Below are 24,754 nucleotides of genomic sequence, written 5' to 3'. Positions count from 1 at the left end.
AATGATCTTATTCCTTGCGAAGTGCCGGCTGGTCTATCCACTTTCTGCCGCCGCTTCTAGCTATCAAAAATGGATCGAATATCAAACAAGGAAATAGGGGTGATGAGATTGACATTGCAACAATTGAAGGCGCACGTCGCAGAGTGGCTGCTCTTAAAGGTGAAATATCCGCTTGAATATCGACTGAGCCGCCAAAGCCTGCCAGAGCGAAGTCATCAGAAGAAAATCATTCTCACGCTGCTGCCAGGCCATGATAATTTAGGAGATCATGCGATTGCCTATGCGAGTTATTGTTTTTTAAAAGAGCACTTTCCCGCCTACGATATCATGGAAGTGGACATGAAAGAGATCTATCGCCTCGCCCGTCCGTTAAAGCGTATGCGGCATCCAGAGGACATCGTCTGTATCATCGGTGGGGGCAATATGGGAGACTTATACCGTTATGAAGAATGGACGAGACAATTTATCATGAAAACCTTCAAGTCCTACCCCGTGATTCAATTGCCGGCAACTGCCCATTTTACAGAAACAAAGAGAGGGAAAAGAGAGGAACGCCGCGCCATTCAAACATACAAACACCATCCAAGGTTGCTTCTCATGGCTAGAGATCAAACAACCTACACTTGGATGAAGCAGCATTTCCCTCATCAAGATGTATGGAAACAGCCTGATATGGTGCTGACATTAGATGAATCGACTAAGGAACCAAAACGTGAAGGGGTTCTACTTTGTTTGCGAGAGGATAAGGAAGCGTATCTCACTGAAAAGGAGCGGCGGCAGCTAAAGCAGCATATTCAAGAGACGTATGATCAAGTCGGTTTGATTACAACGACAATTGGCAAACGAGTTGATCGAACGACTCGCCTAGATGAATTATCTGCCTTATGGACAGAGTTACGTAAGGCACAGGTCGTCGTGACAGACCGGCTTCACGGCATGATTTTTTGTGCGATTACAAATACACCGTGCGTTGTCCTCAGGTCGTTTGATCATAAGGTGATGGAAGGGTATGAATGGGTGGCTCATCTTCCGTTTTTGACGCTATTAAAAGAACCGAATGAGACGTCTGTGAAAGAAGCCATTCATCAGCTAATGAAAATGAGCGGACAAAAGGGAGAGGAAGCTGGATGAAGGCTTTTACACGCTGCGTGAAATCAAAATGAATCGAGCATTTCTTTACAACGCCAGTGCAAACATCATGACGTTTGTCTTGATGATGCTAATGTCTGTTTGTTTAACGCCGTACATCGTTCATACACTTGGAGTCGAAGCATTCGGCTTAATCCATCTGACGCAAAATATGATCAACTATTTATCGGTTATCACGGCTTCATTAAGTGCTGTTGTGGTGCGCTTTTTTTCTGTGGCGGCTCATAAAGGGGAAATCGAGAAGGCGCAGCGCTATCTCTCATCTTATTTCGTCAGTTCCATTTTTTTATCGATCAGTCTTTTTCTGTTTTGTCTATTCATGTCCCGCCAGTTAGTAGAGTGGCTTCATGTGCCTGGTGATCTCGCAAAGGATACACAGACCGCCTTTATATTAGGGGGTCTTTTATTTATGCTCAATTTTGTCATGTCCGGTATTGGGGCTGCGCCGTTTTATGCGAATAAGTTATATGTATCAAGTATTGGTCAGACCATTCAAATGTTTTTGAGGGCACTGATGATTGTGATGCTGTTTACATGGACGGCACCCGCCATCTGGCATATTCCACTTGCGGCTGTGATAGGAAGCTTGGCGGCTATGGGAATAGGTATCTATTATTTTAAAAAACTTATCCCTTGGTTTTCGTTTAAGTGGCGGCACGTTTCACTATCTTCTAGTCTCACACTTGTTCGATCAGGGGTCTGGCATTCTTTTGAGCAAATGGGGATTTTACTATTTCTACAGATTGATTTATTGATGACGAATCTGCTCATTGGAGCGGAAGCGACGGGACAGTATGCGGCGATATTACAATTTCCATTACTATTACGCACACTCGCAGGAACATTGACGGTTGTGTTTGCCCCAACGATTACGAAATTTTACTCGAATCAAGATGAAGAAGGTCTCATCCAATATGCAGCCAGTGCCATTAAGTGGAGCGGATTATTTGTCGCGTTTCCAGCCGCTCTGCTCGGAGGACTTGCCGGTCCGCTCATGCTTTTATGGCTTGGACCTGCCTTTGAAGAGCTGAAATGGCTGCTCATGATTCATGCTGCTTATTTATGCTTGACCTTGATGTTTTTACCGCTGACATATGTGCCGACCGCTTTTAATCGATTGAAGGTTCCGGCGGTGGTCACGCTCATATTAGGTGTATCCAATGTGCTTTTTGCCTATGGATTGACTCATATGCTTCAGCTTGGTTTATATGGCATTGCTTCAGCGGGAGCGATTGTTTTATTGATCAAAAATATCGTGTTTCTGCCATTTTATACGGCCCGCATCACGAAACAGAAACGGACCATCTTTTATAAACATACAATCGTTCCACTTGCAGGAGCGCTCATGATTTGGGGCGTCTGTGCAGGAATTCAAGCGATTTATGACGTGACCTCATGGTGGGAGCTGTTTTGTATTGGCGGTTTTTGTTTCTTTCTTTATATGGGCTACTTGTATCAATTTGCAGGAACAAAACGAGAGCGGCAGCAGCTGGTGAGTAAGGTGAAACAAGCTGTTTCCCGCTAGTGAGATAAGGAGATTTCATGATGAAAAGAATGTTAGATGTGATGGTGGCATTGACGCTGCTCATCGCAGGCAGTCTTCTTTTTCTTCTGCTGTATGGACTCATTCGGTGGAAAATTGGGACGCCTGTGTTGTTTCGGCAGAAGCGGCCTGGTCTATATGGCCGGCCATTTATGCTGTATAAATTTCGGACGATGACCGATGAACGTGACGAGCATGGGGGGCTCCTGCCAGATCATCTTCGATTAACAAAAACCGGCGCCTTGATTCGCAAGCTCAGTCTTGATGAATTGCCGCAGCTAGTCAATGTCCTAAAAGGAGAGCTTAGTCTCGTTGGACCAAGGCCGCTTTTGATGGAGTATTTGCCAATGTATACAGAGGAGCAAGCAAGGCGCCATCTCGTCAAGCCTGGCATTACTGGATGGGCACAGGTGAATGGAAGGAACACGATCTCCTGGGAGGAGAAATTCACCTATGACCTCTGGTATGTCGAGCATCAATCATTTTGGCTTGATATGAAAATTTTATGGATGACCTTGCTGAAAGTGATCAAAACAGAGGGGGTGCAGCAGCCGCATCATGCCACAGCTGAAAAATTCAAAGGAACCGATATGTAAAGAGCAACCGATTGGTTTAATTGGTGCTGGTGGGCATAGCAAAGTCATTCAAGACATGATTGCTGCCCATCCCGATTACTCATTATGCGCTGTATTAGATGATCAATTTGAAGAAACTACGACTAAAAACAGTATCTTGTATGGACCGATCTCTATGAGTCAAGAGCTGAGAGAGGCAATGCCACATATGAAATGGCTGATTGCGATCGGACAAAATGAGAGCAGACAGTTAGTAAAGGAACGCCTCGCTTTTGAAAACACGGCATTTGCCACACTCATCCACCCACGGGCGTTCGTAAGTCCATCAGCGATCATTGGAAAGGGAGCTGTCGTGATGGCAACGGCAGTCGTTCAAGCAGATGCAGCAATCGGTGAACATGCGATTATCAACACAGGATCAATCGTAGAGCATGATTGTATACTAGAATCGTTTGTGCATCTGTCACCAGGAGCAGTGTTAACTGGCTGTGTGTCTGTACGAAAGGGTACACATATAGGGGCAGGTGCTGTTGTGATTCCAGGGACATCGATCGGAAGCTGGACAATCATTGGCGCAGGAGCCGCAGTCACAAGAGATATACACGATCAGAAAGTCGCTGTAGGCATTCCTGCAAGAGAAATCAAAGATCGGAGAGAGGGTGGGAAATGATGCAAGAAAGGAAACGTATTTACTTATCACCTCCGCATATGAGCGGAAAAGAGTATTTGAAAATAGAGGAAGCCTTCAAGAGCAACTGGATTGCACCGCTTGGGCCTCTTGTGAATGAATTTGAGCAGGCAGTCGCGGGCTATGCAGGAGTGAAGGCAGGAGCGGCTTTATCTTCTGGAACAGCAGCCATTCACCTCGCATTAAAGCTTATTGGTGTTCAAAAAGGGGACATTGTCTTTTGTTCCACCCTCACATTTGTGGCAACTGCAAATCCGATTTTATACGAACAAGCGACACCTGTTTTTATTGATTCTGAAAGGGATACGTGGAATATGTGCCCGATTGCTTTAGAGAAAGCCTTTATCGAATCAAAACGACTTGGAAAAAGACCCCGTGCTGTCATTGTCGTGCATTTATATGGACAAAGCGCAAAAATGGACGAGATCATGGCATTGTGTGAAGCATATGATGTACCAGTCATTGAGGATGCGGCTGAATCGTTAGGCGCTCTATATAAAGGAAAAAAAAGCGGCTCAATGGGCAGGTTCGGTGTCTATTCGTTTAATGGAAATAAAATCATTACAACGTCAGGCGGCGGAATGCTTGTGAGTGATGATGAAGCTGTGATCGAACGCTGCCGCTTTCTCGCTTCACAGGCTAGAGAGCGCGCGATGCATTATGAGCATCAAGAGATAGGATACAACTATCGCATGAGCAACCTTTTAGCAGGCGTCGGGATCGCTCAAATGGAAATATTAGACGAGCGTGTTGAACAAAAGCGCCACATTTTTAAGCGATACCAGGATGCGTTATCTAAAGTAGAAGGTCTTTATTTCATGCCAGAATATCAAAACACCAAGTCAAACCGTTGGCTGACGACATTGACTATTGATAGTGATAAGCAAACATCTCCAGTGGACATCATTGCTGCACTAGAAAAAGAACAGATCGAAGCAAGGCGTGTATGGAAGCCGCTGCACCAGCAGCCGCTCTTTCGTGATTGCCTCTTTTATTCGGCTGCGAAAGGCACTCCCGTATCTGAGTTGTTATTTGAAACAGGGCTTTGTCTCCCCTCTGGAACAAGTATGACAGAAGCTGAACAGGATCGTATCATTGACATACTTCGTCATGCCCTGCGAAAAAAAACATTCACCTCTTCACAGGCTGCTCACTCATAAGCAGCCTGCCTCTCTTTTTATCAAATTCATCAATTAAAGGAATAATTAGGAATAAGTATTGTCAATTCGATTTAAATATGATATTGACAACGGGGACCTTCCTCCTTAAAATGAAAATGATTATCAGCATCAATTAGGAGGAACATCTTATGTCGATTTGGAGCCATTTTTTTCCGAAAATTAAAATAAATACAGTCATCCCTTTCCTACTTATCTTTTTATTAGTAGGCTGCTCTCAAGCAAACAATGGAGCAGGTGGAGATAAGGATCATTCTGACATGATTACAATGGCTTGGCCGAGAGATATTGGCGAAATGAATCCGCACGTATACAATCCATCACAATTGTTCGCACAATCAATGATTTATGAGCCATTGGTCAGCTATCAAAAGAATGGAAAGCTAAAACCTGAATTAGCGAAATCATGGGATGTGTCTAAGGATGGCAAGGTGTACACGTTCCATCTAAGAGACAAAGTGACATTTTCAGATGGATCTGAGTTTAATGCAAACATTGTGAAAAAGAACTTTGATTCCATCTTGAAAAACAAGGATATACATAGCTGGTTAGGTGTGATAAAAAAAATCAAAAAAACAGAAGCAGTAGACAAGAAAACGTTTAAGCTCACATTAACAGAGCCATATTATCCAACTGTTCAAGAATTAGCCGTTGTCCGCCCGGTTCGTTTTCTAGGCGAAGCAGGCTTCCCTAAAAACGGAGATACATCAAAAGGAATTGAAAAGCCAGTAGGGACAGGCCCTTGGGTATTAAAAACATATCAAAAAGATGACTATGCTATTTTCGAACGAAATGATCATTATTGGGGAGAAAAACCAAAGGTCAAAGAAATCAAAGTTAAGGTCATTCCAGATGCGGAAACGAGAGTTATGGCATTTGAAAAAGGTGATGTAGATGTCCTTTACGGAGAAGGAACCATTAGCTTAGATGCCTACAAACAGTTAGAGGCAAGCGGCAAGTATGAAACAAAAATGTCAGAGCCTGTAGCAACGAGACAGCTTGTCATGAACACAAAAGTGGATCAGCTGTCAGATGAGAAAGTGCGACACGCCCTTCAATATGCGATCAATAAGAAATCAATGGTAGAAGGTGTCACCTCTGGCTTAGAGGATGAAGCAGATCACATATTGCCGACCAACATGCCTTACACATCCGATATTAAGGTGAAGTCGTTCCAATATGATGTAGACAAAGCGAAAGCATTGCTGGATGAAGCAGGCTGGACACTACCAAAAGGAAAAACTGTTCGTGAAAAAGATGGAAAAACGCTTGAATTTAGTATGATGTATGATTCAGCAGAATCAATTCAAAAAGCGATGGCGGAGACGCTTCAAGCAGAATGGGGTGCCATCGGTGTTGGCGTCAAACTTGAAGGTGTGGAGCTGGCAACACAGGTGCAGCGCTTTAAAGCCAACAAGTTTGATATGAACTTCTTTAGCAACTACGGAGCACCATATGATCCACATACATTTATGAACGTCGTCTCATCAGATGGTTTTGGGTTCAAAGAAGCCATCTCAGCCTATCCAAATAAGGACAAGCTGATCAAAGAAATGAGCGAAATTCCATCAACAACCAATGAAAACACACGAAAAGCACTTTATTCGTCTGTCTTATCTTCATTACAGGATCAAGGCGCGATTGTGCCAATCTCTTATTTTAAAAAGACAGCCGTTTATCAAAAAAATGTGAAGGACTTTGAGTTCCCAGCAAATCGCGATGAACATCCATTCACAGGTATTAAGCTGAAGTAATAGAAGGAAGGTTAGGAAATGGGCCGCTATATCGTCAAACGCATGCTATCAATCATCCCTGTATTTTTATTAGCCACTCTTTTCACGACTGGTATGATTCACCTTTCGCCAGTTGACCCGGCTGAGGCATATTTAGCAGCGGCTCATATCCAGCCAACGGATGAAATATTAGCGCAAAAACGAAGTGAATTTGGTTTAGATCAACCGTTTTATATGCAGTATCTTCACACCATTGAAAAAGTCATTCATCTTGATTTTGGCAAGTCATATATGTCTAACCAGCCTGTGCTTCATGAGGTAATCTATAGAATACCAGCGACAATTCAATTGGCGCTAACTAGTCTACTGATTGCTATCTGTGTCAGCATTCCACTCGGCTTTTTCAGCGGCATGAGGAAAAATGGGATTGTTGATCATGTGAGCCGGCTCGTTTCTTTCTTAGGAGCATCTATCCCGACGTTTGTCTTGGGGTATTTGCTCATCTTCTTTTTTTCAGTGAAGCTCGATCTTCTACCGGTTGAAGGGGTCGGAACATGGGAGCATCTCATCCTGCCGTCGGTCACACTGGCCGTCCCTTTAATTGCGATGTATACAAGGCTCTTACGATCAAGTGTTAGTGAGGCGCTGCAAGAGCCATTTGTTCAATATGCGAGAATCAGAGGATTAAAGGAACGGTCGATCATGTTCAAGCATGTATTGAGAATTGCGATATCGCCAATGCTGACAGGGCTTGGGGTGAATCTTGGCAAGCTACTCACAGGAACCATTATCGTCGAGGCAGTTTTTTCATGGCCCGGGTTTGGACGCTTCTTTATTGAAGCGATCTTTAATCGGGATCTGCCGGTCATTCAATTCTATGTCCTCATGGCAGCATGTATCTTTATCTTGAGCAGCTTGATTGTGGACTTACTTCAGCTGATCATTGACCCCCGTATTTCCAGAAAGGAAGGCCGCCAGTCATGATGACAAAAGGAAAATATCTCTTCTCTCATCAAAAGATGATCTCGATCTGCGTGGTGCTCCTTGGTCTATTGCTGATTGTCACAATATGTGCACCGTGGATTGCCCCGCATGATCCGGCGGCTGTCAATCTAGCGATGAAGCTAAAGGGGTCATCGTGGGAGTATCCTCTTGGGACAGATCAATTAGGCCGATGCAATTTATCACGAATTTTATATGGTGCACGTGTTTCACTAGGCTGTGCGTTATTAATCTTTCTCTCTTCTTTATTCATTGGGTTAATCGTTGGGTTGTTATCAGGTTACAAAGGCGGCTGGATCGATCACGTCTTAATGAGAATCTGCGACGGGATCATGGCATTCCCGAACCTAGTGCTGATCCTCGGACTAGTCGGCATCTTCGGTCCTGGACTTTCTCAAGTTGTGCTGGCTTTGATGCTTGTACAATGGGTATACTATGCTCGCGTCTTCCGAGGAATGGTACTCAGTTTAAAGGAACAGAACTTTATTGCCGCGGCGAAAATTAGCGGGACATCTCACTGGAACATCATGAGAAAGCATATGATTCCAAATGTCCTGCCGCCACTCGCGGTCATTGGCACACTTGAAATGGGCTGGGCGATTATGGACATTTCAGCAATGTCCTTTCTCGGATTAGGCGTTCAGCCTCCTATGCCAGAATGGGGAGCGATGATTCATGAAGGGAAATCGTATATTCAAACGAATCCTCAGTTGATGCTGTATCCAGGTCTTGTCATCATGGCTGTCGTTGTCCTCTTTAATTTACTAGGAGAAGCCCTTTCAGAGAAATATGGTATCAAACGCCGAGTGTAAAGGAATGATCAATGTGCAAGATTCCATTTTACAAATAGAGAACCTGCATGTGCAGACGAAAACGCCTCATGGGACAACCTCTCTTATTCAGGACGTATCGTTTGAAGTAGGACGAGGTCAAATCGTTGGATTAATAGGTGAGAGCGGCTGCGGGAAAACAGTCACAAGTATGTCGATCTTACATATGCTTGACCGGAAAACAACGGATGTTACTGGCAGCATCACATTACAAGGACGAGAATTGATCGGTATGAGTGAAAGGGATATGCGCTCTATTCGGGGTAAGGACATCTCGTATATTATGCAAAATCCAATGAACAGCTTTACCCCTGTATGGACGATCGGTCATCAGCTGATTGAGACCATCCGCCGGCATACCACTGTTAGTAAAAGGCAGGCAAAAGCGAAGGCAATGGATGCGTTAGCGCAGATGAATCTGCCAAAACCAGACAAGCTGTTAAACAAGTATCCTTTTGAACTAAGCGGCGGCATGCTGCAACGTGTCATGATTGCCATGGCTGCCTGTATGCACCCGCCTCTCCTCATAGCAGATGAACCAACAACTGCTTTAGATGTACACACGCAGAAGCTGGTGCTGGAGCATCTGAACCACATTCGTCATGAGTATGGAACCGCCATTTTGCTCATTACTCACGACCTTGGCGTCATTGCAGAAATGGCAGATCATGTTGTTGTCATGAGGCAGGGAGAAATAGTAGAACAAGCAGAAGTGCTGGAGCTTTTTGAAAACCCAAAGCATGATTATACAAAGAAACTATTAGCAGCTCGTCCATCCATCCCAGCTGTTTGCCCGATTTGAGGTGAGAAGACCCTTGCATTTATTAGAAGTGAAAGCAGTTAGTCATTCATACAACAACCGGTCGTTTCTGATGAGAAAAAAAGGCGCAGACCAAGTTTTAAACGGCGTCGATTTAATCATTGAAGAAGGCACGTGCGTCGGATTGCTGGGGCAAAGCGGCGCAGGGAAAAGCACGCTAGGCCGTATCATACTCGGCCTAGAGAAGCCGAAAGCCGGTCAGGTCCTTTTTGAAGGGCAGGATATATATTGTGCAGATCAACGAACACGCAAACATTATCGCCGGCATGTGCAAGCGGTGTTTCAAGATTCGTACTCGGCGGTGAATCCAAGATGGACAGTCGAACAAATTTTATCCGAGCCGCTTGAAAACTATGAAACCATGAGCCGAAAAGAACGCAAAAGCGTGCTCATCCCTTGGCTGGAAAGAGTCGGGCTCAGTGAAAAGGACTTGTCTAAATATCCCCATCAATTCAGCGGAGGCCAGCTGCAAAGGATCAACATTGCAAGAGCCTTATTGCTACAGCCAAAGCTCGTTGTGCTGGATGAATCCGTCAGCAGCTTAGACATGGTCACACAGGGTGTCATTTTAGATTTATTAGTAGAATTAAAGAAGGAACTAGGTGTCGCTTACTTATTTATTACACATGATATGACGGCAGCCTATCACTTAAGTGATCAATTGGCGATATTAGATCGAGGTGAACTTGTTGCTCAATTTCGATCAAAGGATGATTTCTTTTCATCAGAAGAGAAATCGGTGCAAAAGATGAGAGATGCAATGCTCGCAGACCATCCTTTGTCCCGAACGATTGGCAGACCGGTTCGATAATTCTTTATTTCAGCAATGCCTCTTTTAGAAGAGGCTATTTTTCATGAAAGGCAGGTGTCATCGTGAACCATCGAGCGTATTTAGCTTTAGCCATTCCTTTAACCATCTCAACGATGACCACACCATTACTTGGAGCTGTTGATACAGCTGTTGTCGGTCAGCTTGCCAATCCCGCCTATATTGGAGGCGTCGCGGTTGGCAGTCTTATTTTCAGTACACTCTATTGGCTCTTTGGTTTTTTGCGGGTGAGTACATCTGCTTTTGCCGCTCAGGCAAACGGGGCGCAGAGTGAAGAGCAGGGCGTACTTGCTTTTCTAAGACCCTTTTTAATCGCCATCATTGTCGGCCTTTGTTTTATTGCTCTGCAATGGCCTATTATTCAATCTGCTTTTCTCGTGATCTCTCCTGCAGCGGATGTTCGGCAATTTGCAGCAGATTACTTTCATATTCGGATTTGGGGTGCGCCGTTTACCTTGATGAATTATGTGATATTAGGCTGGCTAATGGGAATGGCAAAAATGAAAGAAGCCCTCTCTTTACAAATCTTGATCAATGTCATGAATATGGTCCTTGCCCTTCTGCTTGTTCATGTGTTTTCGTTTGCAGTCAAAGGAGTGGCGGCTGCAACATTGATATCTGAATTAACCGCCTTTGTGCTAGGCGCATGGATCATTATGAAGCATTCAAAAAACGGATTCCAGATGCCTTCTATTAAGAAAATCATGGATGCACAGGCAGTGCAGAAAATGTTTCATGTGAATAAAGATTTATTTATTCGAACGATTTGTCTGCTCGTCGTGATTAACATGTTTACAGCAAAAGGTGCTTCTTTTGGAACAGAGATGCTAGCCGCCAATGCCATCTTATTTCAAATTCACTACATCATGGCTTATTTGTTCGATGGTTTTGCCAATGCATCCAGCATCCTTGTGGGCAGATCAGTTGGAGCAAATGACCGCACCCTTTATGAGAGAACTTTAACCCTTTCAAGGCAGTGGGCACTTGTTATGGCTTGCCTCATTGCGTCGGTTTATTTTCTTTTAAAAGAGCCGATCTTGGGCTTGTTTACAAATCTCCCGCGTCTTCTAGATGTGACATTAGGCTATGCAGACTGGCTCGTTCTCTATCCGTTTGCCGCTTGTTTCGGTTTGGTCATATACGGCGTATTTACAGGTGCGACAGAAATTGCCCCTGTCAGAAATTCGATGCTGTTTGCGATGGTCTTGTTTATCGTTGTTCAAGCAGCAGTTACGCCTATTTGGCACAATCACGGATTATGGTTTGCCTTTATCATCTATACAGTTGGACGGTCTGGCTTTTTGATGATGTACAAATCAAGGCTTGATCAGAAACTTTTCGCAAACGAAAAACACCCTTTGCCATTATGACGAAGGGTGTTTTTTTCGTTCATTCACTTTCTTTTTTCACCTTTTGATATGCCTCATCAAGATGCTGAATACGCTTCAAAACCACAGCGTTTTTGGTCAGCTGATCTTGTACAAGTGTTGACACCACTGAGCGGTAATAGGCATTCATCGCATGAATTTTGTCTTCATTTTGATTCATGGCAATGTGCTGTTTCAAGTTGTCAACAAAGTATGGAACGGAAAAAAGTTCAGACATGGAAATCACTCCTATTTCGTATATACGGTCCGTCAATCTTCATGTAAAATGATGAGAGGGAGGGGAGACAATGAGCCTTAATCTGCAGCAAGAACAAGTATTAAAGCAGGTGCTCACACAAGAACTCAGGCAGGCCATTACATTGCTCCAGCTGAATAGCACTGAGCTTGGCGAGTATCTTGACCAGTTAGCGCTTGAGAACCCTCTGATTGAGCGGAAAGACACGGACAGCTATCAACCAGTTTATCATAAAAAATCTCAAGACCGAATGACAGAGCCGTATCGAACGCATCAAAAAGAAAGCCTGCAAATGTATTTAAAGAAACAAGCCATTGATTTAAATCTAAGTGAAAAGAATCAAAGGATCTTTCATTTTATGATCGAGTCCATTGATTCCAACGGCTATTTAAATGAACCGGTTGACGAGATGGCAGCTGTCTTAAAGGTGTCAGCTGAAGAAGTGGAAGCCGTCCTTCATCAGCTTCAATCGCTAGAGCCTGCTGGTATTGGGGCGAGATCATTACAAGAATGCATCCTGCTTCAGCTAAGAAGAAAAAAGGAACGCTGGTACGAAGCCGAGCTGATCATCGATGAGCACTTTTTTCTCTTTGCAAGAAAGGCTTGGAAGGAAATCGCGGCGAAAACAGGCATTTCTATGAAAACACTTCAAGCAGTACAAGATGAGGTGTCCCAGCTTGAACCAAGACCAGGCATCCATTTCTCATATGAAGAAGACCATATGTATATAGAGCCGGATGTGACGATTACTGTCGTGCAGGATCACATTACATTTGAGCTGAATCAGCGCGCTTTCCCAGATGTTGAAATGAATGAAAGATACTTCGCCATGATTCAAGACCAAAAGCGTCATGAAGCATATGTGTATCTAAAGGAAAAAGAGCAGCAGTACAATTGGCTTGTTCAAGCACTGAAGCAAAGAAAACAAACGATGACCCATGTCGTTCGTGAGATTATCTTACATCAGACGGATTTTTTCCTTACAGGGAAACATAAAATGAAACCGCTTACGATGAAGCGGATCGCAGATATATTGCAAGTGCATGAGTCCACAGTCAGCCGAACGGTGAAAGGGAAAATGGTGCAAACCCCTTATGGTCTCATGGAAATGAAACAATTTTTCCAAGCAAAGCTAGAAGGACCCTCGCTGGAAGAGGCATCTAGCTACACAGTCAAGACGTACATCGCAGAGCTGATCCAAACGGAAAACAAGAAAAAACCGTATTCAGATCAGCAAATGATGACACAACTACAGCAAACCTTTGGCATCCGAGTGTCCCGCAGAACCATTGCGAAATATCGTGAACAAATGAATCTTCCATCATCTACACTGCGGAAGCGCTATGATTAAAATGAAGTACTTGCCAGAAACATGGCAGGTGCTTTTTTTTAGTTGGAAGCGAGGCATACAGAAGATTTTTTGAAAATTAAATCGGGGAGACGTGTGAACGGAAATTTTGGGGTAAAGTATAAGATAGGGCATGAGCCGAAAAGGGTAGACAACAGTGATGAGGTGAGACCAATTGAAATATAAACAAATCAAAACCAAAAAAATATACGAAGAAATTGCGGATGCATTAATCGAATCCATTCGTACGGGTGAGCTTCTTCCGGGAGAAAAATTAGATTCGGTTCAAGCGCTCTCAGAAAGCTTTCAAGTCAGCCGTTCCGCTGTGAGAGAGGCGCTGTCTGCTCTCAAAGCGATCGGATTAATAGAGATGAAACAAGGGGAAGGCACCTATGTGAAGCAGTTCGATCCTGAACAGCTCGCATTTTCTTTATCTCCTGCATTTTTAATGAAGCAGCATGATGTCAGACAGCTCCTTGAAGTGAGAACGATTATTGAAACAGGTGCTGTCAAAAAGGCGGCGCTGCTTCGGACGGACGATGACCTTCATCAGCTGCGTGATGCACTCGAACAAATGAAGCAAGCAGAAGCCCAGGAAGAAATTGGTGAAGAGGCAGATCTCACCTTCCATCTTGCTTTAGCCAAAGCCTCGAAGAATGATGTATTAAAGGTGTTAATGAATCAAGTCTCAACCTTGTTAGTCGAAACGATGCGGGAAACGAGAAAAGTCGTGTTATTCTCAACGAAAGCCTCCATTCGGAAGCTTTACGAAGAACATGAACAAATTTACAAAGCCGTTATGGCAAGGCAGCCAGAAGAAGCAGAGAAAGCGATGCTTACGCATTTGAAAAATGTAGAAAACTTGCTCGGTGATGTGCTACAAAAACCAGCAGAACAGTCAGATACACAATAAGCTGTGCCGAATGATGGCACAGCTCTCTTATTGACGAGAAATATGTAGCTTTTTCATTCGATATTGCAGACTTTGCCTGCTCATGCCCAATAACTTTGCAGTCTGTGAAATATTATCGTCCATTTTTTCTAAGTAATGGACGATGTATTGTTTTTCGAATCGTTCCATTTGGGTTTGAAAATCAGTCGTTTGTTCAGGGCTTGTATAGACAAAGGTGTCAGCAGCTACGGTTTGCTGCAAAGAATTTGTTTGCAATTGCGCGGGAGGACGGCTTTCCATTTGCTTAAATCGAAAATGATAGGGAAGGTGATGCATACTTAATTCGTCTTCATCCATCATCATATTCATCCCCGCCTCAATCACATGTTCCAGTTCTCTTACATTGCCTGGCCAATCATACGCCTTAAAAAGGGCAAGTACCTCTTCATCAGCCGTCTTCACCTTCATTTGAAACAGCTCATTATATTTTTGAATAAAGTGATTCACAAACGTAGGAATGTCCTCTTTTCGTTCAGAAAGCGGCGGAATAAATAAGGTGACAATACCGAGACGATAAAATAAATCCTTACGCATGCGTCCACCAGCGATGGCATCCACAGGGTCCTCGTTCATATTAGCAATCACTCTTACATCAACAGCGATTTCCTTTGTGCTGCCAAGCCTTCTCACGCGTTTCTCCTGTAAGACGCGCAGTAGTTTTGCTTGAAGATGAGGATTTAATGAGTTGATCTCATCTAAAAGCAAGGTTCCTCCTTGTGCCTGCTCAAATAAGCCAGGCTGATCAGCTGCTCCTGTAAAAGCCCCTTTTTGTGTACCAAAAAGCAGACTTTCAATCAGATTATCAGGCAGTGCCGCACAATTTTGAGTAATAAATGGTCCAGATGACCGGCTGCTGCCGTTATGAATGCTTTGAGCAAACAGTTCTTTCCCAGTCCCTGTTTCGCCAACAATGAGCACATAAGAAGAGGTGCGTGTCGCTCGTTTCGCATGCTCAATCACCTCTAAAAATGCAGGGCTTTGTCCAATAATGGAGTCGAAGGTAAAGCGAGTGCTTCCTTTTTTCTTCATATTGTGATGAATCAGCCGTTCAAGCTTGGTCACATCATTCGAAATTTCAACAGCCCCTTGAATGAGACCGTCTCGAACGAGCGGATATGTATGGTTAATCGTTGTAATTTCTTTTCCATTGTAATTATGATACGTCTGCTTGGCATGTACGGTTTGTTTTCCGGTACGTAGCGCTTGGACAAGTGTACTGTGCATTTCATCTTGAAAGGCGAAGAAATCGAGTACATTTTTATGGAGAACATCAGAGCGTTTTAAAGACTCAATCTCCATCATTTTTTTATTATAAACAACTGTATGTCCATTCTCATCAATTGCATGAACACCGACATCAATTAAATCGAGCATTTGTTTATATAAATCAATCTCATTTTCAAGCTTTGCGGTATGCAGATCTTTTTTCACTTGCACCACCTCCTGACGTTACTTCTATTTTACATGAAAAATTTTGCGGTTTCCTCTAAAAAATTTGGCATGTGCAAAGAAAGTTTGCTCAATGGGTGATTTAGATCCTTGTGATCAAGCGGTCAGAAAGTTGGCACGATCCTTGCATAACATATGGGTGAAGATGTATCCAAATGAAAGAAGCTACCTGATAGAAGGAGGAATAGATGATGACACAGACAAATGAATTGATTCAACAAACAGAACAATATGGAGCGGCAAACTATCATCCACTGCCGATTGTCATATCAGAGGCTGAGGGAGTGTGGGTGACAGACCCTGAAGGCAATCGATATATGGATATGCTAAGTGCGTATTCCGCAGTGAACCAAGGACATCGCCATCCCCGCATCATTGAAGCGCTAAAAAAGCAGGCAGACCGTGTGACACTCACATCGAGAGCCTTTCATAATGATCAGCTTGGCCCTTGGTATGAGAAAATTTGCAAACTGACGAATAAAGACATGGCACTCCCAATGAATACAGGTGCTGAGGCTGTAGAAACAGCCGTAAAAGCCGCAAGACGCTGGGGCTATGATGTAAAGGGAATCGAAGAAAATCGTGCCGAAATCATTGCGTGTGTTGGCAATTTCCATGGGAGAACGATGACGGCTGTGTCTCTTTCCTCAGAAGCAGAATATCAAAGAGGTTTCGGTCCAATGCTTCCTGGAATTAAGCTAATTCCTTACGGAGATATTGAAGCGTTACGTGAAGCCATCACACCACAGACAGCGGCTTTCCTCATTGAACCAATTCAAGGTGAAGCAGGTATTGTCATGCCGCCAGAAGGTTTCTTGAAAGATGCAAAAGCGCTTTGTGAACAAGAACATGTGCTGTTCATTGCAGATGAAATTCAAGTGGGATTAGCACGAACAGGTAAGATGTTTGCTTGTGATTGGGAAGACATTGAGCCAGATATGCTGATTCTTGGGAAAGCTTTAGGCGGCGGAGTATTCCCAATCTCATGTGTCGTAGCAAACCGTGATATTTTAGGTGTGTTTAACCCCGGTTCTCATGGGTCTACTTTTGGAGGAAATCCACTTGCATGTGCGGTGTCACTTGCTGCACTGGATGTCTTAATCGACGAAAAACTTGCAGCACGCTCTATGGAGCTTGGTGAATATTTCAAAGACAAATTGTCACGCATTCAAAGTCCTATGATTAAAGAAGTGCGCGGACGCGGGCTATTTATAGGCATGGAGCTGACAGAGGCAGCTAGACCTTATTGTGAAAAGCTAAAACAAGCAGGTTTGTTATGTAAGGAAACCCATGAAACAGTTATCCGTTTTGCACCACCGCTGACCATTTCAAAAGAAGATTTAGACTGGGCGATTGGTCATATTGAAGCATTGTTTCAAGCTTAAATGGCAAAGGGGGAGGACGCTTCACTTTCTCCCTTTCTTTTTCAACAAACAGCGAATTTTGTCAAAGGATGCTGAATAGAAGAGAGAAAGTGGGGAAGTGGATTTGATGCAAGAACAGCATAATGAATTAGAGCGTTCCATGAAAAGCAGACATCTCTTTATGATTGCCCTAGGCGGCGTCATCGGTACGGGTCTTTTCCTTGGATCAGGACTGATTATCCATCAGGCAGGACCAGGGGGAGCCATTCTATCGTTTATCATTGGCGGATTTTTAATGTATTTGGTCATGCTGTGTCTTGGAGAATTAGCAGTGGCGATGCCGACCGCCGGTTCCTTTCAGGAATATGCAACCAAATATATCGGCCCGTCCACAGGTTTTATGATCGGCTGGCTGTATTGGTTTAGCTGGGCGTGTACGATTGGTCTGGAGTTTACATCAGCAGGCATATTGCTCCAAAGGTGGTTTCCAGATATTCCAGTTTGGCTTTGGTGTCTAGCATTTAGCGTCATATTATTTGCCGTGAATGCCATCTCTGCTCGCAGCTTCGCTGAAACGGAGTTTTGGTTTTCAGCCATCAAGGTTGCGGCCATCCTATTGTTTATTATCATCGGAATTGGCGCAATTTTCGGAATGATTCATTTAAAAGGCGGGGAACCAGCCCCTTTATTTCATCATTTGACGGATCATGGCGGACTATTTCCTAATGGTGTTTTTGCTATTTTATTAACTATGGTCACGGTCAATTTCTCCTTTCAAGGAACGGAACTTGTAGGGATCGCAGCAGGTGAGAGTGAAAGCCCTGAAAAAACATTGCCTCGATCAATACGAAACATTATTTGGAGAACAATGGTCTTTTTCGTTTTATCCATTGCGGTTCTAGCCGCACTCCTTCCATGGCAGACAGCAGGCGCTGTCGACAGTCCGTTTGTGGTCGTGCTGGACAAGGTCGGCATCCCATATGCTGCAGATATCATGAATTTTATTATCATCACAGCTGTCTTATCTGTAGCAAACTCTGGATTGTATGCATCATCACGTATGCTCTGGTCACTTTCAAAGGACGGAAAAGGACCCGGTTTTACGAAAAAACTGTCCAAGCGTAAAATCCCGATCAATGCATTATTGGTGACAATGGGTGTATCCGCTCTATCTCTGCTTACAAGTGTTGTGGCGCCAAAAACGGTGTACGTGTGGCTTATTTCAATTTCTGGAATGGTTCTTGTTGTCGTGTGGATGTCCATTTGTTTGTCTCAATATTTCTTTAGAAAACAATTCATAAAAGACGGTGGAGATGTAAAGGATCTCGTCTTCCGTACACCGCTCTATCCTTTTGTCCCACTAGCAGGCTTCATCGCTTTTGGCATCGTGCTCATCAGCTTATTCTTTATTGAGGATCAGCGGATTGGCCTTTATTGCGGCGTACCGTTTATGGCTGCCTGCTATATCATTTATTATCTCAAAATCAAACCGAAGGAAGAGGCAAAGCGTTTCGCCGAAGAGGAAGGAATTCCAAAAACATAAAAGATCGACTATACAAAAAAATGTGCATGCGGACCTCTTACGCATGCACACTTTCATGGCTGAATTCATTCAATATAGAAGAAAATAAAATATCTTGAAAAGAAATATCATAGCAAGAACCTTGATGACAAGCAGGTTACCGATGAAAATGTGTCTATTTTTTGTCTAAATGTGTTTGTAGGAGTTGAAAATGCAAGATTATCCTGTTAAAATAATTAAAGAAAGCAGGGATTGATTTTTTTTGGCTGTGGCGGGACGTTTTTTGTCACAGTGGGACTTTTTTAGTCCAACGTGAAAAGAAAGGGTCGTTAGCCATGAATCGTTTATTGGAAGCTCAAAAAAAATTATTGCCAGATCTTCTCACAGTTATGCAAAAACGCTATGACATTTTGCAATACATCAGGTTAGCTGAACCAATCGGCCGCAGAAGCCTTGCGACGAGTCTAGGTCTCAGCGAACGCATCTTAAGAGCTGAAGTTCAGTTTTTAAAAGAGCAAAATCTGCTGGATGTCAAAACGAGCGGCATGATGCTGACGAGTGAAGGTCATGCTTTGCTTGAAATGCTTGAAGGAATGATGAAGGACGTTTTAGGTTTAACCTTTTTGGAAAATACATTAAAGAGGAAGTTAGGCCTAGAAGAAGTCATGATCGTTTCTGGTGACAGTGACGAATCCCCGTGGGTAAAGCAAGAAATGGGAAGAGCTGCTGTGCAATGTATGAAAAAAAGGTTTACTGGAAATAATATCGTCGCCGTCACTGGCGGAACGACGATGGAAGCCGTTGCCGAAATGATGACCCCTGATGCCAAAAACAGAGACATGATGTTTGTCCCTGCAAGAGGCGGTCTTGGGGAGAATGTAAAAAATCAGGCAAACACCATTTGTGCCCACATGGCTGAAAAAGCTTCCGGTACTTACAAACTGCTGTTTGTTCCAGGACAGTTATCAGAAGGTGCTTACTCTTCCATTATTGAAGAGCCGTCCGTCAAAGAAGTGCTTCAAACGATTAAATCATCCACGATGCTTATTCATGGAATCGGTGAAGCAAAAACAATGGCGATGAGACGAAACACACCAGCTGAAGATTTAAAAAAGATTGATGAGCATGACGCAGTGACAGAGGCCTTTGGCTATTACTTTAACCGTGATGGTGAGGTCGTCCACAAAGTGCACTCCGTCGGCATGCAGTTAGATGATTTAGAAAGCATTCCACACATCATTGCTGTTGCAGGTGGATCATCAAAGGCAGGGGCCATTGAAGCTTATTTCAAAAAACCCCGCCGAACGGTTCTCGTCACAGACGAAGGAGCCGCAAAAGAGTTATTAAGGGAGTCAATTGATCCCTCAATATAAAACATTGTGACCTATAAAAGGAGGAAACATCATGGCAGTAAAAGTCGGTATTAACGGATTTGGACGTATTGGACGTAACGTATTTCGTGCAGCATTAAACAATCCTGAAGTTGAGGTAGTAGCGGTTAACGATCTAACAGACGCTAACATGCTTGCACACCTTTTACAATATGACTCTGTTCACGGAAAACTAGATGCAGAGGTTTCTGTAGACGGTACGAACTTAGTAGTGAACGGTAAAACAATCGAAGTATCAGCTGAGCGTGACCCTGCGAAATTAAGCTGGGGTAAACAAGGCGTAGAAATCGTTGTTGAATCTACTGGATTCTTCACAAAACGTGCAGACGCTGCAAAACACTTAGAAGCTGGCGCTAAAAAAGTCATCATCTCTGCTCCTGCTAACGAAGAAGATATCACAATCGTTATGGGTGTCAACGAAGACAAATACGATGCAGCTAGCCACGATGTCATCTCTAATGCATCTTGTACAACAAACTGCTTAGCTCCATTTGCAAAAGTACTTAACGATAAATTTGGTATTAAACGCGGTATGATGACAACAGTTCACTCATACACAAATGACCAACAAATTCTTGATCTTCCGCACAAAGACTACCGTCGTGCTCGTGCAGCTGCGGAAAACATCATCCCAACTTCTACAGGTGCTGCGAAAGCTGTTTCACTTGTATTGCCTGAACTTAAAGGTAAATTAAACGGTGGCGCTATGCGTGTTCCAACACCTAACGTTTCTTTAGTTGACCTTGTAGCTGAATTAAACCAAGATGTAACGGCTGAAGATGTAAATGCAGCACTTAAAGAAGCAGCTGAAGGAGAACTTAATGGAATCCTTGGCTACAGCGAAGAGCCATTAGTATCTGGTGACTACAATGGTAATGCAAACTCTTCAACAATCGATGCTCTTTCTACAATGGTAATGGAAGGCAGCATGGTGAAAGTCATTTCTTGGTACGATAACGAGAGTGGATATTCTCACCGCGTTGTTGACCTTGCAGCTTACATTGCAAAACAAGGTCTTTAATTTGTCACACTGAAGGAACTCACTTGGTTCTTTCCTAGAGACACGATATAATGAAGACGGACAAGGGAAGGGGAAGCATCCCTTTCCCTTTTTCTCTGTTTTTATCCGTTCTGCACGATTTCTCGTTTTGATGAGGGCAAAATGGGAAAAGGATAAAGAGAGACTTGTCCAATGCGTAAGGAAACCAGAATAAAGGAGGATCTCCTGACGAGCATGAATAAGAAATCAGTAAAAGACATTGACGTAAAAGGTAAAGTTGTGTTCTGCCGCGTAGATTTTAACGTTCCAATGAAAGACGGAAAAGTGACGGATGATACTCGTATTCGCGCAGCATTACCAACGATTGAGTATTTAACAGGACAAGGCGCAAAGGTACTACTAGCTAGTCATTTGGGTCGTCCGAAAGGTCAAGTTACTGAAGAATTGCGTCTGACACCTGTAGCGAAACGTCTGCAAGAGCTTCTTGGACAAGAAGTGAAAAAAGCAGATGAAGCTTACGGCGACAACGTGAAAAAGCAAATCTCTGATTTAAAAGAAGGAGATGTGCTAGTGCTTGAAAACGTTCGTTTCTATCCTGGTGAAGAAAAGAACGATCCTGAACTATCAAAAGCATTTGCTGATTTAGCTGATGTGTATGTCAATGATGCGTTCGGTGCTGCACACCGTGCACATGCATCCACTGCTGGTATTGCAGCATATCTTCCGGCTGTTTCGGGCTTCCTCATGCAAAAAGAGCTTGAGGTTCTAGGAAAAGCCATTTCAAACCCTGATCGCCCATTTACAGCGATTATTGGTGGCGCAAAAGTAAAGGATAAAATCGGTGTGATTGAAAGTCTTCTTGATAAAGTGGACAACCTCATCATCGGCGGCGGACTTGCTTACACATTTGTGAAAGCACTAGGCCACGAAGTGGGAAAATCTTTATTAGAAGAAGACAAAGTTGATTTAGCGAAATCCTTTATGGACCGTGCAAAAGAAAAAGGCGTGAACTTCCTGATTCCAACAGATGTTCTGGTAGCCGACGATTTTTCAAATGATGCAAATACGAGCATTGTGCCAATCTCTGAAATTCCAAGTGATCTAGAAGCACTTGATATTGGAACAGAGACAATAAGCAAGTACGCTGATGTGATTAAAAACAGCAAACTTGTTGTTTGGAACGGACCAATGGGTGTATTTGAAATCGACGCATTCGCTAAAGGAACAAAAGCAATCGCAGAAGCACTGGCAGAAGCAAAAGATACATATTCTGTCATTGGCGGTGGAGATTCAGCAGCAGCTGTTGAGAAATTTGGTCTTGCTGATCAGATGAGCCATATTTCTACAGGCGGCGGTGCTTCACTTGAATTTATGGAAGGCAAAGAGCTTCCAGGTGTTACTGCATTAAACGATAAATAAGACCAAAACTGCTATAAGGAAGTGTCAATCATGAGAAAACCAATTATAGCTGGGAACTGGAAAATGAACAAAACACTTGGCGAAGCGGTTAGCTTCGTTGAAGAAGTCAAGTCATCCATTCCATCTCCTGACAAAGTGGAAGCAATTGTCTGTGCGCCAGCCCTTTTCCTTGAAAAGCTCAACAGCCTTTCTAACGGAACAGACCTTAAAATTGGTGCACAAAACATGCACTTTGAAGAAAATGGTGCATTCACTGGTGAAATCAGCCCAGCTGCACTAAAAGATCTTGGCATCGGCTACTCAGTGATCGGTCATTCAGAGCGCCGCGAGTTCTTTGCTGAAACAGATGAAACAGTGAACAAAAAAGCACATGCTGCATTCAAGCATGGCATCGTTCCAATTATCTGTGTAGGTGAAACGCTTGAAGAGCGTGAAGCTGGCAAAACAAATGAACTTGTTGCTGATCAAGTGAAGAAAGCACTAGCTGGTTTCACAACTCAGCAAGTCGCTGAATCTGTTATCGCATATGAGCCAATTTGGGCAATCGGTACAGGGAAATCTTCTACAGCGAAAGATGCAAACGATGTTTGCGCGCATATCCGTCAAACGGTTGCAAGCGAATATGGTCAAGAAGCGGCAGACAGCCTTCGCATTCAATATGGCGGAAGCGTGAAACCTGCGAATATTAAAGAATATATGGCAGAATCCGATATTGACGGTGCTTTGGTAGGCGGCGCAAGCTTAGAACCTCAGTCTTTCGTTCAATTATTGGAGGAAGGTCAATATGAGTAAGAAACCAGCTGCATTAATCATCTTAGACGGATTCGGTTTAAGAGGCGAAACAGTCGGTAACGCTGTTGCCCAAGCAAAGAAACCGAACTTCGACCGCTACTGGAACGAATTCCCGCATCAAACCTTAACGGCTTCAGGTGAGGCAGTAGGCCTCCCGCAAGGTCAAATGGGGAACTCTGAAGTTGGGCATTTGAACATCGGTGCAGGACGCATTGTGTATCAAAGCTTAACAAGAGTGAATGTTGCCATTCGTGATGGGGAATTTGAGAAAAATGAAACGTTCCTAGAGGCAATGATTTATGCAAAAGAGAATGACAAGGCCCTTCATTTATTCGGCCTCCTGTCAGACGGCGGTGTGCACAGCCACATCCAGCATCTTTTTGCCTTGCTGAAACTAGCGAAAAAAGAAGGCTTAACAAAAGTATACATTCATGGCTTCTTGGACGGACGTGATGTTGGTCAAAAGACAGCTAAAGTGTACTTAAAACAGCTTGAAGAACAAATCAAAGAAATCGGTGTTGGAGAAGTGGCAACACTTTCAGGACGCTATTACTCAATGGACCGTGACAAACGCTGGGATCGTGTGGAGAAAGCATATCGCGCGATGGCGTATGGTGAAGGCCCAAGTTATCAAAACATCTATGATGTCGTTGATGACTCCTATGAAAATGGAATCTACGATGAATTCGTTATTCCATCTGTCATCACGAGAGAAAATGGTGAGCCAGTTGCCAAAGTTAACGACGGCGATTCTGTGATTTTCTATAACTTCCGCCCAGACCGTGCGATCCAAATTTCGAATACTTTCACAAATGAAGATTTCCGCTCGTTTGATCGCGGAGAAGCACATCCGAAGAATTTACACTTCGTTTGCTTCACACACTTCAGTGAAACGGTTGATGGCTATGTTGCCTTCAAACCAGTGAATTTGGATAACACAGTAGGAGAAGTGCTAGCGCAAAATGGATTGAAACAGCTGCGGATTGCTGAAACAGAGAAATATCCTCACGTGACGTTCTTTATGAGCGGTGGACGTGAAGAAGAATTTCCTGGTGAAGACCGCATCTTGATCAATTCGCCAGATGTGGCAACCTATGACCTCAAGCCAGAAATGAGCGCTTATGAGGTAAAGGATGCACTTGTTGCAGACATCAATGCTGACAAGCATGATGCGATCATCTTGAACTTTGCTAACCCGGATATGGTTGGTCATTCAGGTATGCTCGAGCCAACAATCAAAGCCATTGAAGCAGTAGATGAGTGCTTAGGAGCTGTTGTCGACGCAATCCTAGCAAAAGGCGGACATGCCATCATCACGGCAGACCACGGTAACGCAGACGTGCTCATTACCGAAGAAGGAAAGCCGCATACTGCACATACGACAAACCCTGTTCCAGTGATCGTAACGAAAAAAGGGGCAACGCTTAGAGAAGGCGGTATTCTAGCCGATCTATCTCCAACGCTTTTAGACTTACTTGGTGTTGAAAAACCAAAAGAGATGACAGGAACATCATTGATTCAGAAATAACAAATTGATTCAAAAGGAG

General features: G+C 43.6%; 22 protein-coding genes. 20 read left to right on the top strand and 2 right to left on the bottom strand.

Annotation, left to right across the window (positions count from 1 at the left end):
• Positions 1-102: 102 nt before the first annotated feature.
• From MHI35_RS15635 to MHI35_RS15585, 11 genes are all read left to right on the top strand, one after another.
• Entirely contained in the window at positions 103-1,131 is a 1,029-nt protein-coding gene (locus tag MHI35_RS15635) for a polysaccharide pyruvyl transferase family protein (RefSeq protein WP_144521871.1), read from the top strand.
• Positions 1,132-1,159: 28 nt separating this feature from the next.
• The gene (locus MHI35_RS15630; protein WP_335349287.1) at positions 1,160-2,674 is read left to right on the top strand and encodes an MATE family efflux transporter; all 1,515 of its coding nucleotides are present in this window, start codon (positions 1,160-1,162) and stop codon (positions 2,672-2,674) included.
• A 20-nt stretch (positions 2,675-2,694) separates the two neighbouring features.
• Complete coding sequence (locus MHI35_RS15625; protein ID WP_313960127.1) at positions 2,695-3,288, top strand: sugar transferase; 594 nt, start codon at positions 2,695-2,697, stop codon at positions 3,286-3,288.
• A complete protein-coding gene (locus tag MHI35_RS15620) occupies positions 3,251-3,937 on the top strand; it encodes an acetyltransferase (RefSeq protein WP_335349288.1) in 687 nt (228 codons plus the stop codon). Before MHI35_RS15625 ends, MHI35_RS15620 begins: the two co-directional genes overlap by 38 nt.
• Complete coding sequence (locus MHI35_RS15615; RefSeq protein ID WP_211063653.1) at positions 3,937-5,115, top strand: DegT/DnrJ/EryC1/StrS family aminotransferase; 1,179 nt, start codon at positions 3,937-3,939, stop codon at positions 5,113-5,115. Before MHI35_RS15620 ends, MHI35_RS15615 begins: the two co-directional genes overlap by 1 nt.
• Before the next feature lie 149 nt (positions 5,116-5,264).
• Positions 5,265-6,887, top strand: coding sequence for a nickel ABC transporter substrate-binding protein (gene nikA, locus MHI35_RS15610; protein WP_335349289.1), 1,623 nt, complete (start codon positions 5,265-5,267; stop codon positions 6,885-6,887).
• Positions 6,888-6,905: 18 nt separating this feature from the next.
• Positions 6,906-7,850, top strand: coding sequence for a nickel ABC transporter permease subunit NikB (nikB, locus tag MHI35_RS15605; protein ID WP_144502953.1), 945 nt, complete (start codon positions 6,906-6,908; stop codon positions 7,848-7,850).
• The gene (nikC, locus tag MHI35_RS15600; protein ID WP_088001183.1) at positions 7,847-8,680 is read left to right on the top strand and encodes a nickel ABC transporter permease subunit NikC; all 834 of its coding nucleotides are present in this window, start codon (positions 7,847-7,849) and stop codon (positions 8,678-8,680) included. Before nikB ends, nikC begins: the two co-directional genes overlap by 4 nt.
• 4 nt (positions 8,681-8,684) lie before the next feature.
• On the top strand, positions 8,685-9,500 hold the full coding sequence (locus tag MHI35_RS15595; protein ID WP_186325034.1) for an ABC transporter ATP-binding protein: 816 nt from the start codon (positions 8,685-8,687) through the stop codon (positions 9,498-9,500).
• A 13-nt stretch (positions 9,501-9,513) separates the two neighbouring features.
• Positions 9,514-10,329 (top strand): ABC transporter ATP-binding protein, encoded by an 816-nt coding sequence (locus tag MHI35_RS15590; protein WP_144521882.1) that lies wholly within the window; start codon positions 9,514-9,516, stop codon positions 10,327-10,329.
• Between the two features lie 62 nt (positions 10,330-10,391).
• On the top strand, positions 10,392-11,717 hold the full coding sequence (locus MHI35_RS15585; RefSeq protein WP_144521884.1) for an MATE family efflux transporter: 1,326 nt from the start codon (positions 10,392-10,394) through the stop codon (positions 11,715-11,717).
• A 19-nt stretch (positions 11,718-11,736) separates the two neighbouring features.
• Here the strand turns inward: MHI35_RS15585 and yvfG are convergent, their stop codons facing one another.
• The gene (gene yvfG, locus MHI35_RS15580) at positions 11,737-11,952 is read right to left on the bottom strand and encodes a protein YvfG (RefSeq protein ID WP_003213121.1); all 216 of its coding nucleotides are present in this window, start codon (positions 11,950-11,952) and stop codon (positions 11,737-11,739) included.
• Positions 11,953-12,022: 70 nt separating this feature from the next.
• Between yvfG and rpoN the strand changes: the two genes are divergently transcribed.
• On the top strand, positions 12,023-13,321 hold the full coding sequence (gene rpoN, locus MHI35_RS15575) for an RNA polymerase factor sigma-54 (RefSeq protein ID WP_211063578.1): 1,299 nt from the start codon (positions 12,023-12,025) through the stop codon (positions 13,319-13,321).
• A gap of 172 nt (positions 13,322-13,493) precedes the next feature.
• Complete coding sequence (locus MHI35_RS15570) at positions 13,494-14,231, top strand: FadR/GntR family transcriptional regulator (RefSeq protein WP_335349290.1); 738 nt, start codon at positions 13,494-13,496, stop codon at positions 14,229-14,231.
• Positions 14,232-14,258: 27 nt separating this feature from the next.
• Here the strand turns inward: MHI35_RS15570 and MHI35_RS15565 are convergent, their stop codons facing one another.
• Complete coding sequence (locus MHI35_RS15565; RefSeq protein ID WP_284553787.1) at positions 14,259-15,701, bottom strand: sigma-54 interaction domain-containing protein; 1,443 nt, start codon at positions 15,699-15,701, stop codon at positions 14,259-14,261.
• 209 nt (positions 15,702-15,910) lie between these two features.
• On the opposite strand from MHI35_RS15565, the gene MHI35_RS15560 reads away from it, so the two are divergent.
• From MHI35_RS15560 to gpmI, 7 genes are all read left to right on the top strand, one after another.
• On the top strand, positions 15,911-17,104 hold the full coding sequence (locus MHI35_RS15560; protein ID WP_144521892.1) for an ornithine--oxo-acid transaminase: 1,194 nt from the start codon (positions 15,911-15,913) through the stop codon (positions 17,102-17,104).
• Between the two features lie 106 nt (positions 17,105-17,210).
• Positions 17,211-18,626, top strand: coding sequence for an amino acid permease (locus MHI35_RS15555; RefSeq protein WP_335349291.1), 1,416 nt, complete (start codon positions 17,211-17,213; stop codon positions 18,624-18,626).
• 314 nt (positions 18,627-18,940) lie between these two features.
• Positions 18,941-19,978: a sugar-binding transcriptional regulator gene (locus MHI35_RS15550; protein WP_012011305.1), complete on the top strand. Its 1,038-nt coding sequence runs from the start codon at positions 18,941-18,943 to the stop codon at positions 19,976-19,978.
• Between the two features lie 31 nt (positions 19,979-20,009).
• Positions 20,010-21,017: a type I glyceraldehyde-3-phosphate dehydrogenase gene (gene gap / locus MHI35_RS15545; RefSeq protein WP_012011304.1), complete on the top strand. Its 1,008-nt coding sequence runs from the start codon at positions 20,010-20,012 to the stop codon at positions 21,015-21,017.
• Between the two features lie 213 nt (positions 21,018-21,230).
• Positions 21,231-22,415, top strand: coding sequence for a phosphoglycerate kinase (locus tag MHI35_RS15540; RefSeq protein ID WP_144457059.1), 1,185 nt, complete (start codon positions 21,231-21,233; stop codon positions 22,413-22,415).
• A 30-nt stretch (positions 22,416-22,445) separates the two neighbouring features.
• Positions 22,446-23,207, top strand: a complete 762-nt coding sequence (gene tpiA / locus MHI35_RS15535; protein ID WP_119125386.1) for a triose-phosphate isomerase — start codon at positions 22,446-22,448, stop codon at positions 23,205-23,207.
• A complete protein-coding gene (gene gpmI, locus MHI35_RS15530) occupies positions 23,200-24,735 on the top strand; it encodes a 2,3-bisphosphoglycerate-independent phosphoglycerate mutase (RefSeq protein ID WP_335349292.1) in 1,536 nt (511 codons plus the stop codon). The genes tpiA and gpmI overlap by 8 nt, the downstream gene beginning before the upstream one ends.
• The last annotated feature ends 19 nt before the right edge of the window (positions 24,736-24,754 follow it).

Source organism: Bacillus sp. FSL K6-3459 (assembly GCF_038003305.1).
Taxonomy (GTDB): Bacteria; Bacillota; Bacilli; order Bacillales; family Bacillaceae; genus Bacillus; species Bacillus pumilus_O.
This window is presented reverse-complemented; position numbering and strand designations above follow the sequence as displayed.

Bases quoted from the DNA above. Each gene is read 5' to 3' on its own strand.
- MHI35_RS15620 (WP_335349288.1), top strand. From the start codon at position 3,251: ATGCCACAGCTGAAAAATTCAAAGGAACCGATATGTAAAGAGCAACCG.
- MHI35_RS15540 (WP_144457059.1), top strand. From the start codon at position 21,231: ATGAATAAGAAATCAGTAAAAGACATTGACGTAAAAGGTAAAGTTGTG.
- gpmI (WP_335349292.1), top strand. From the start codon at position 23,200: ATGAGTAAGAAACCAGCTGCATTAATCATCTTAGACGGATTCGGTTTA.
- MHI35_RS15560 (WP_144521892.1), top strand. From the start codon at position 15,911: ATGACACAGACAAATGAATTGATTCAACAAACAGAACAATATGGAGCG.
- MHI35_RS15635 (WP_144521871.1), top strand. From the start codon at position 103: ATGAGATTGACATTGCAACAATTGAAGGCGCACGTCGCAGAGTGGCTG.
- nikC (WP_088001183.1), top strand. From the start codon at position 7,847: ATGATGACAAAAGGAAAATATCTCTTCTCTCATCAAAAGATGATCTCG.
- nikB (WP_144502953.1), top strand. From the start codon at position 6,906: ATGGGCCGCTATATCGTCAAACGCATGCTATCAATCATCCCTGTATTT.
- MHI35_RS15550 (WP_012011305.1), top strand. From the start codon at position 18,941: ATGAATCGTTTATTGGAAGCTCAAAAAAAATTATTGCCAGATCTTCTC.
- MHI35_RS15630 (WP_335349287.1), top strand. From the start codon at position 1,160: ATGAATCGAGCATTTCTTTACAACGCCAGTGCAAACATCATGACGTTT.
- MHI35_RS15595 (WP_186325034.1), top strand. From the start codon at position 8,685: ATGATCAATGTGCAAGATTCCATTTTACAAATAGAGAACCTGCATGTG.
- nikA (WP_335349289.1), top strand. From the start codon at position 5,265: ATGTCGATTTGGAGCCATTTTTTTCCGAAAATTAAAATAAATACAGTC.
- MHI35_RS15625 (WP_313960127.1), top strand. From the start codon at position 2,695: ATGAAAAGAATGTTAGATGTGATGGTGGCATTGACGCTGCTCATCGCA.
- yvfG (WP_003213121.1), bottom strand. From the start codon at position 11,952: ATGTCTGAACTTTTTTCCGTTCCATACTTTGTTGACAACTTGAAACAG.
- MHI35_RS15615 (WP_211063653.1), top strand. From the start codon at position 3,937: ATGCAAGAAAGGAAACGTATTTACTTATCACCTCCGCATATGAGCGGA.
- rpoN (WP_211063578.1), top strand. From the start codon at position 12,023: ATGAGCCTTAATCTGCAGCAAGAACAAGTATTAAAGCAGGTGCTCACA.
- tpiA (WP_119125386.1), top strand. From the start codon at position 22,446: ATGAGAAAACCAATTATAGCTGGGAACTGGAAAATGAACAAAACACTT.
- MHI35_RS15555 (WP_335349291.1), top strand. From the start codon at position 17,211: ATGCAAGAACAGCATAATGAATTAGAGCGTTCCATGAAAAGCAGACAT.
- gap (WP_012011304.1), top strand. From the start codon at position 20,010: ATGGCAGTAAAAGTCGGTATTAACGGATTTGGACGTATTGGACGTAAC.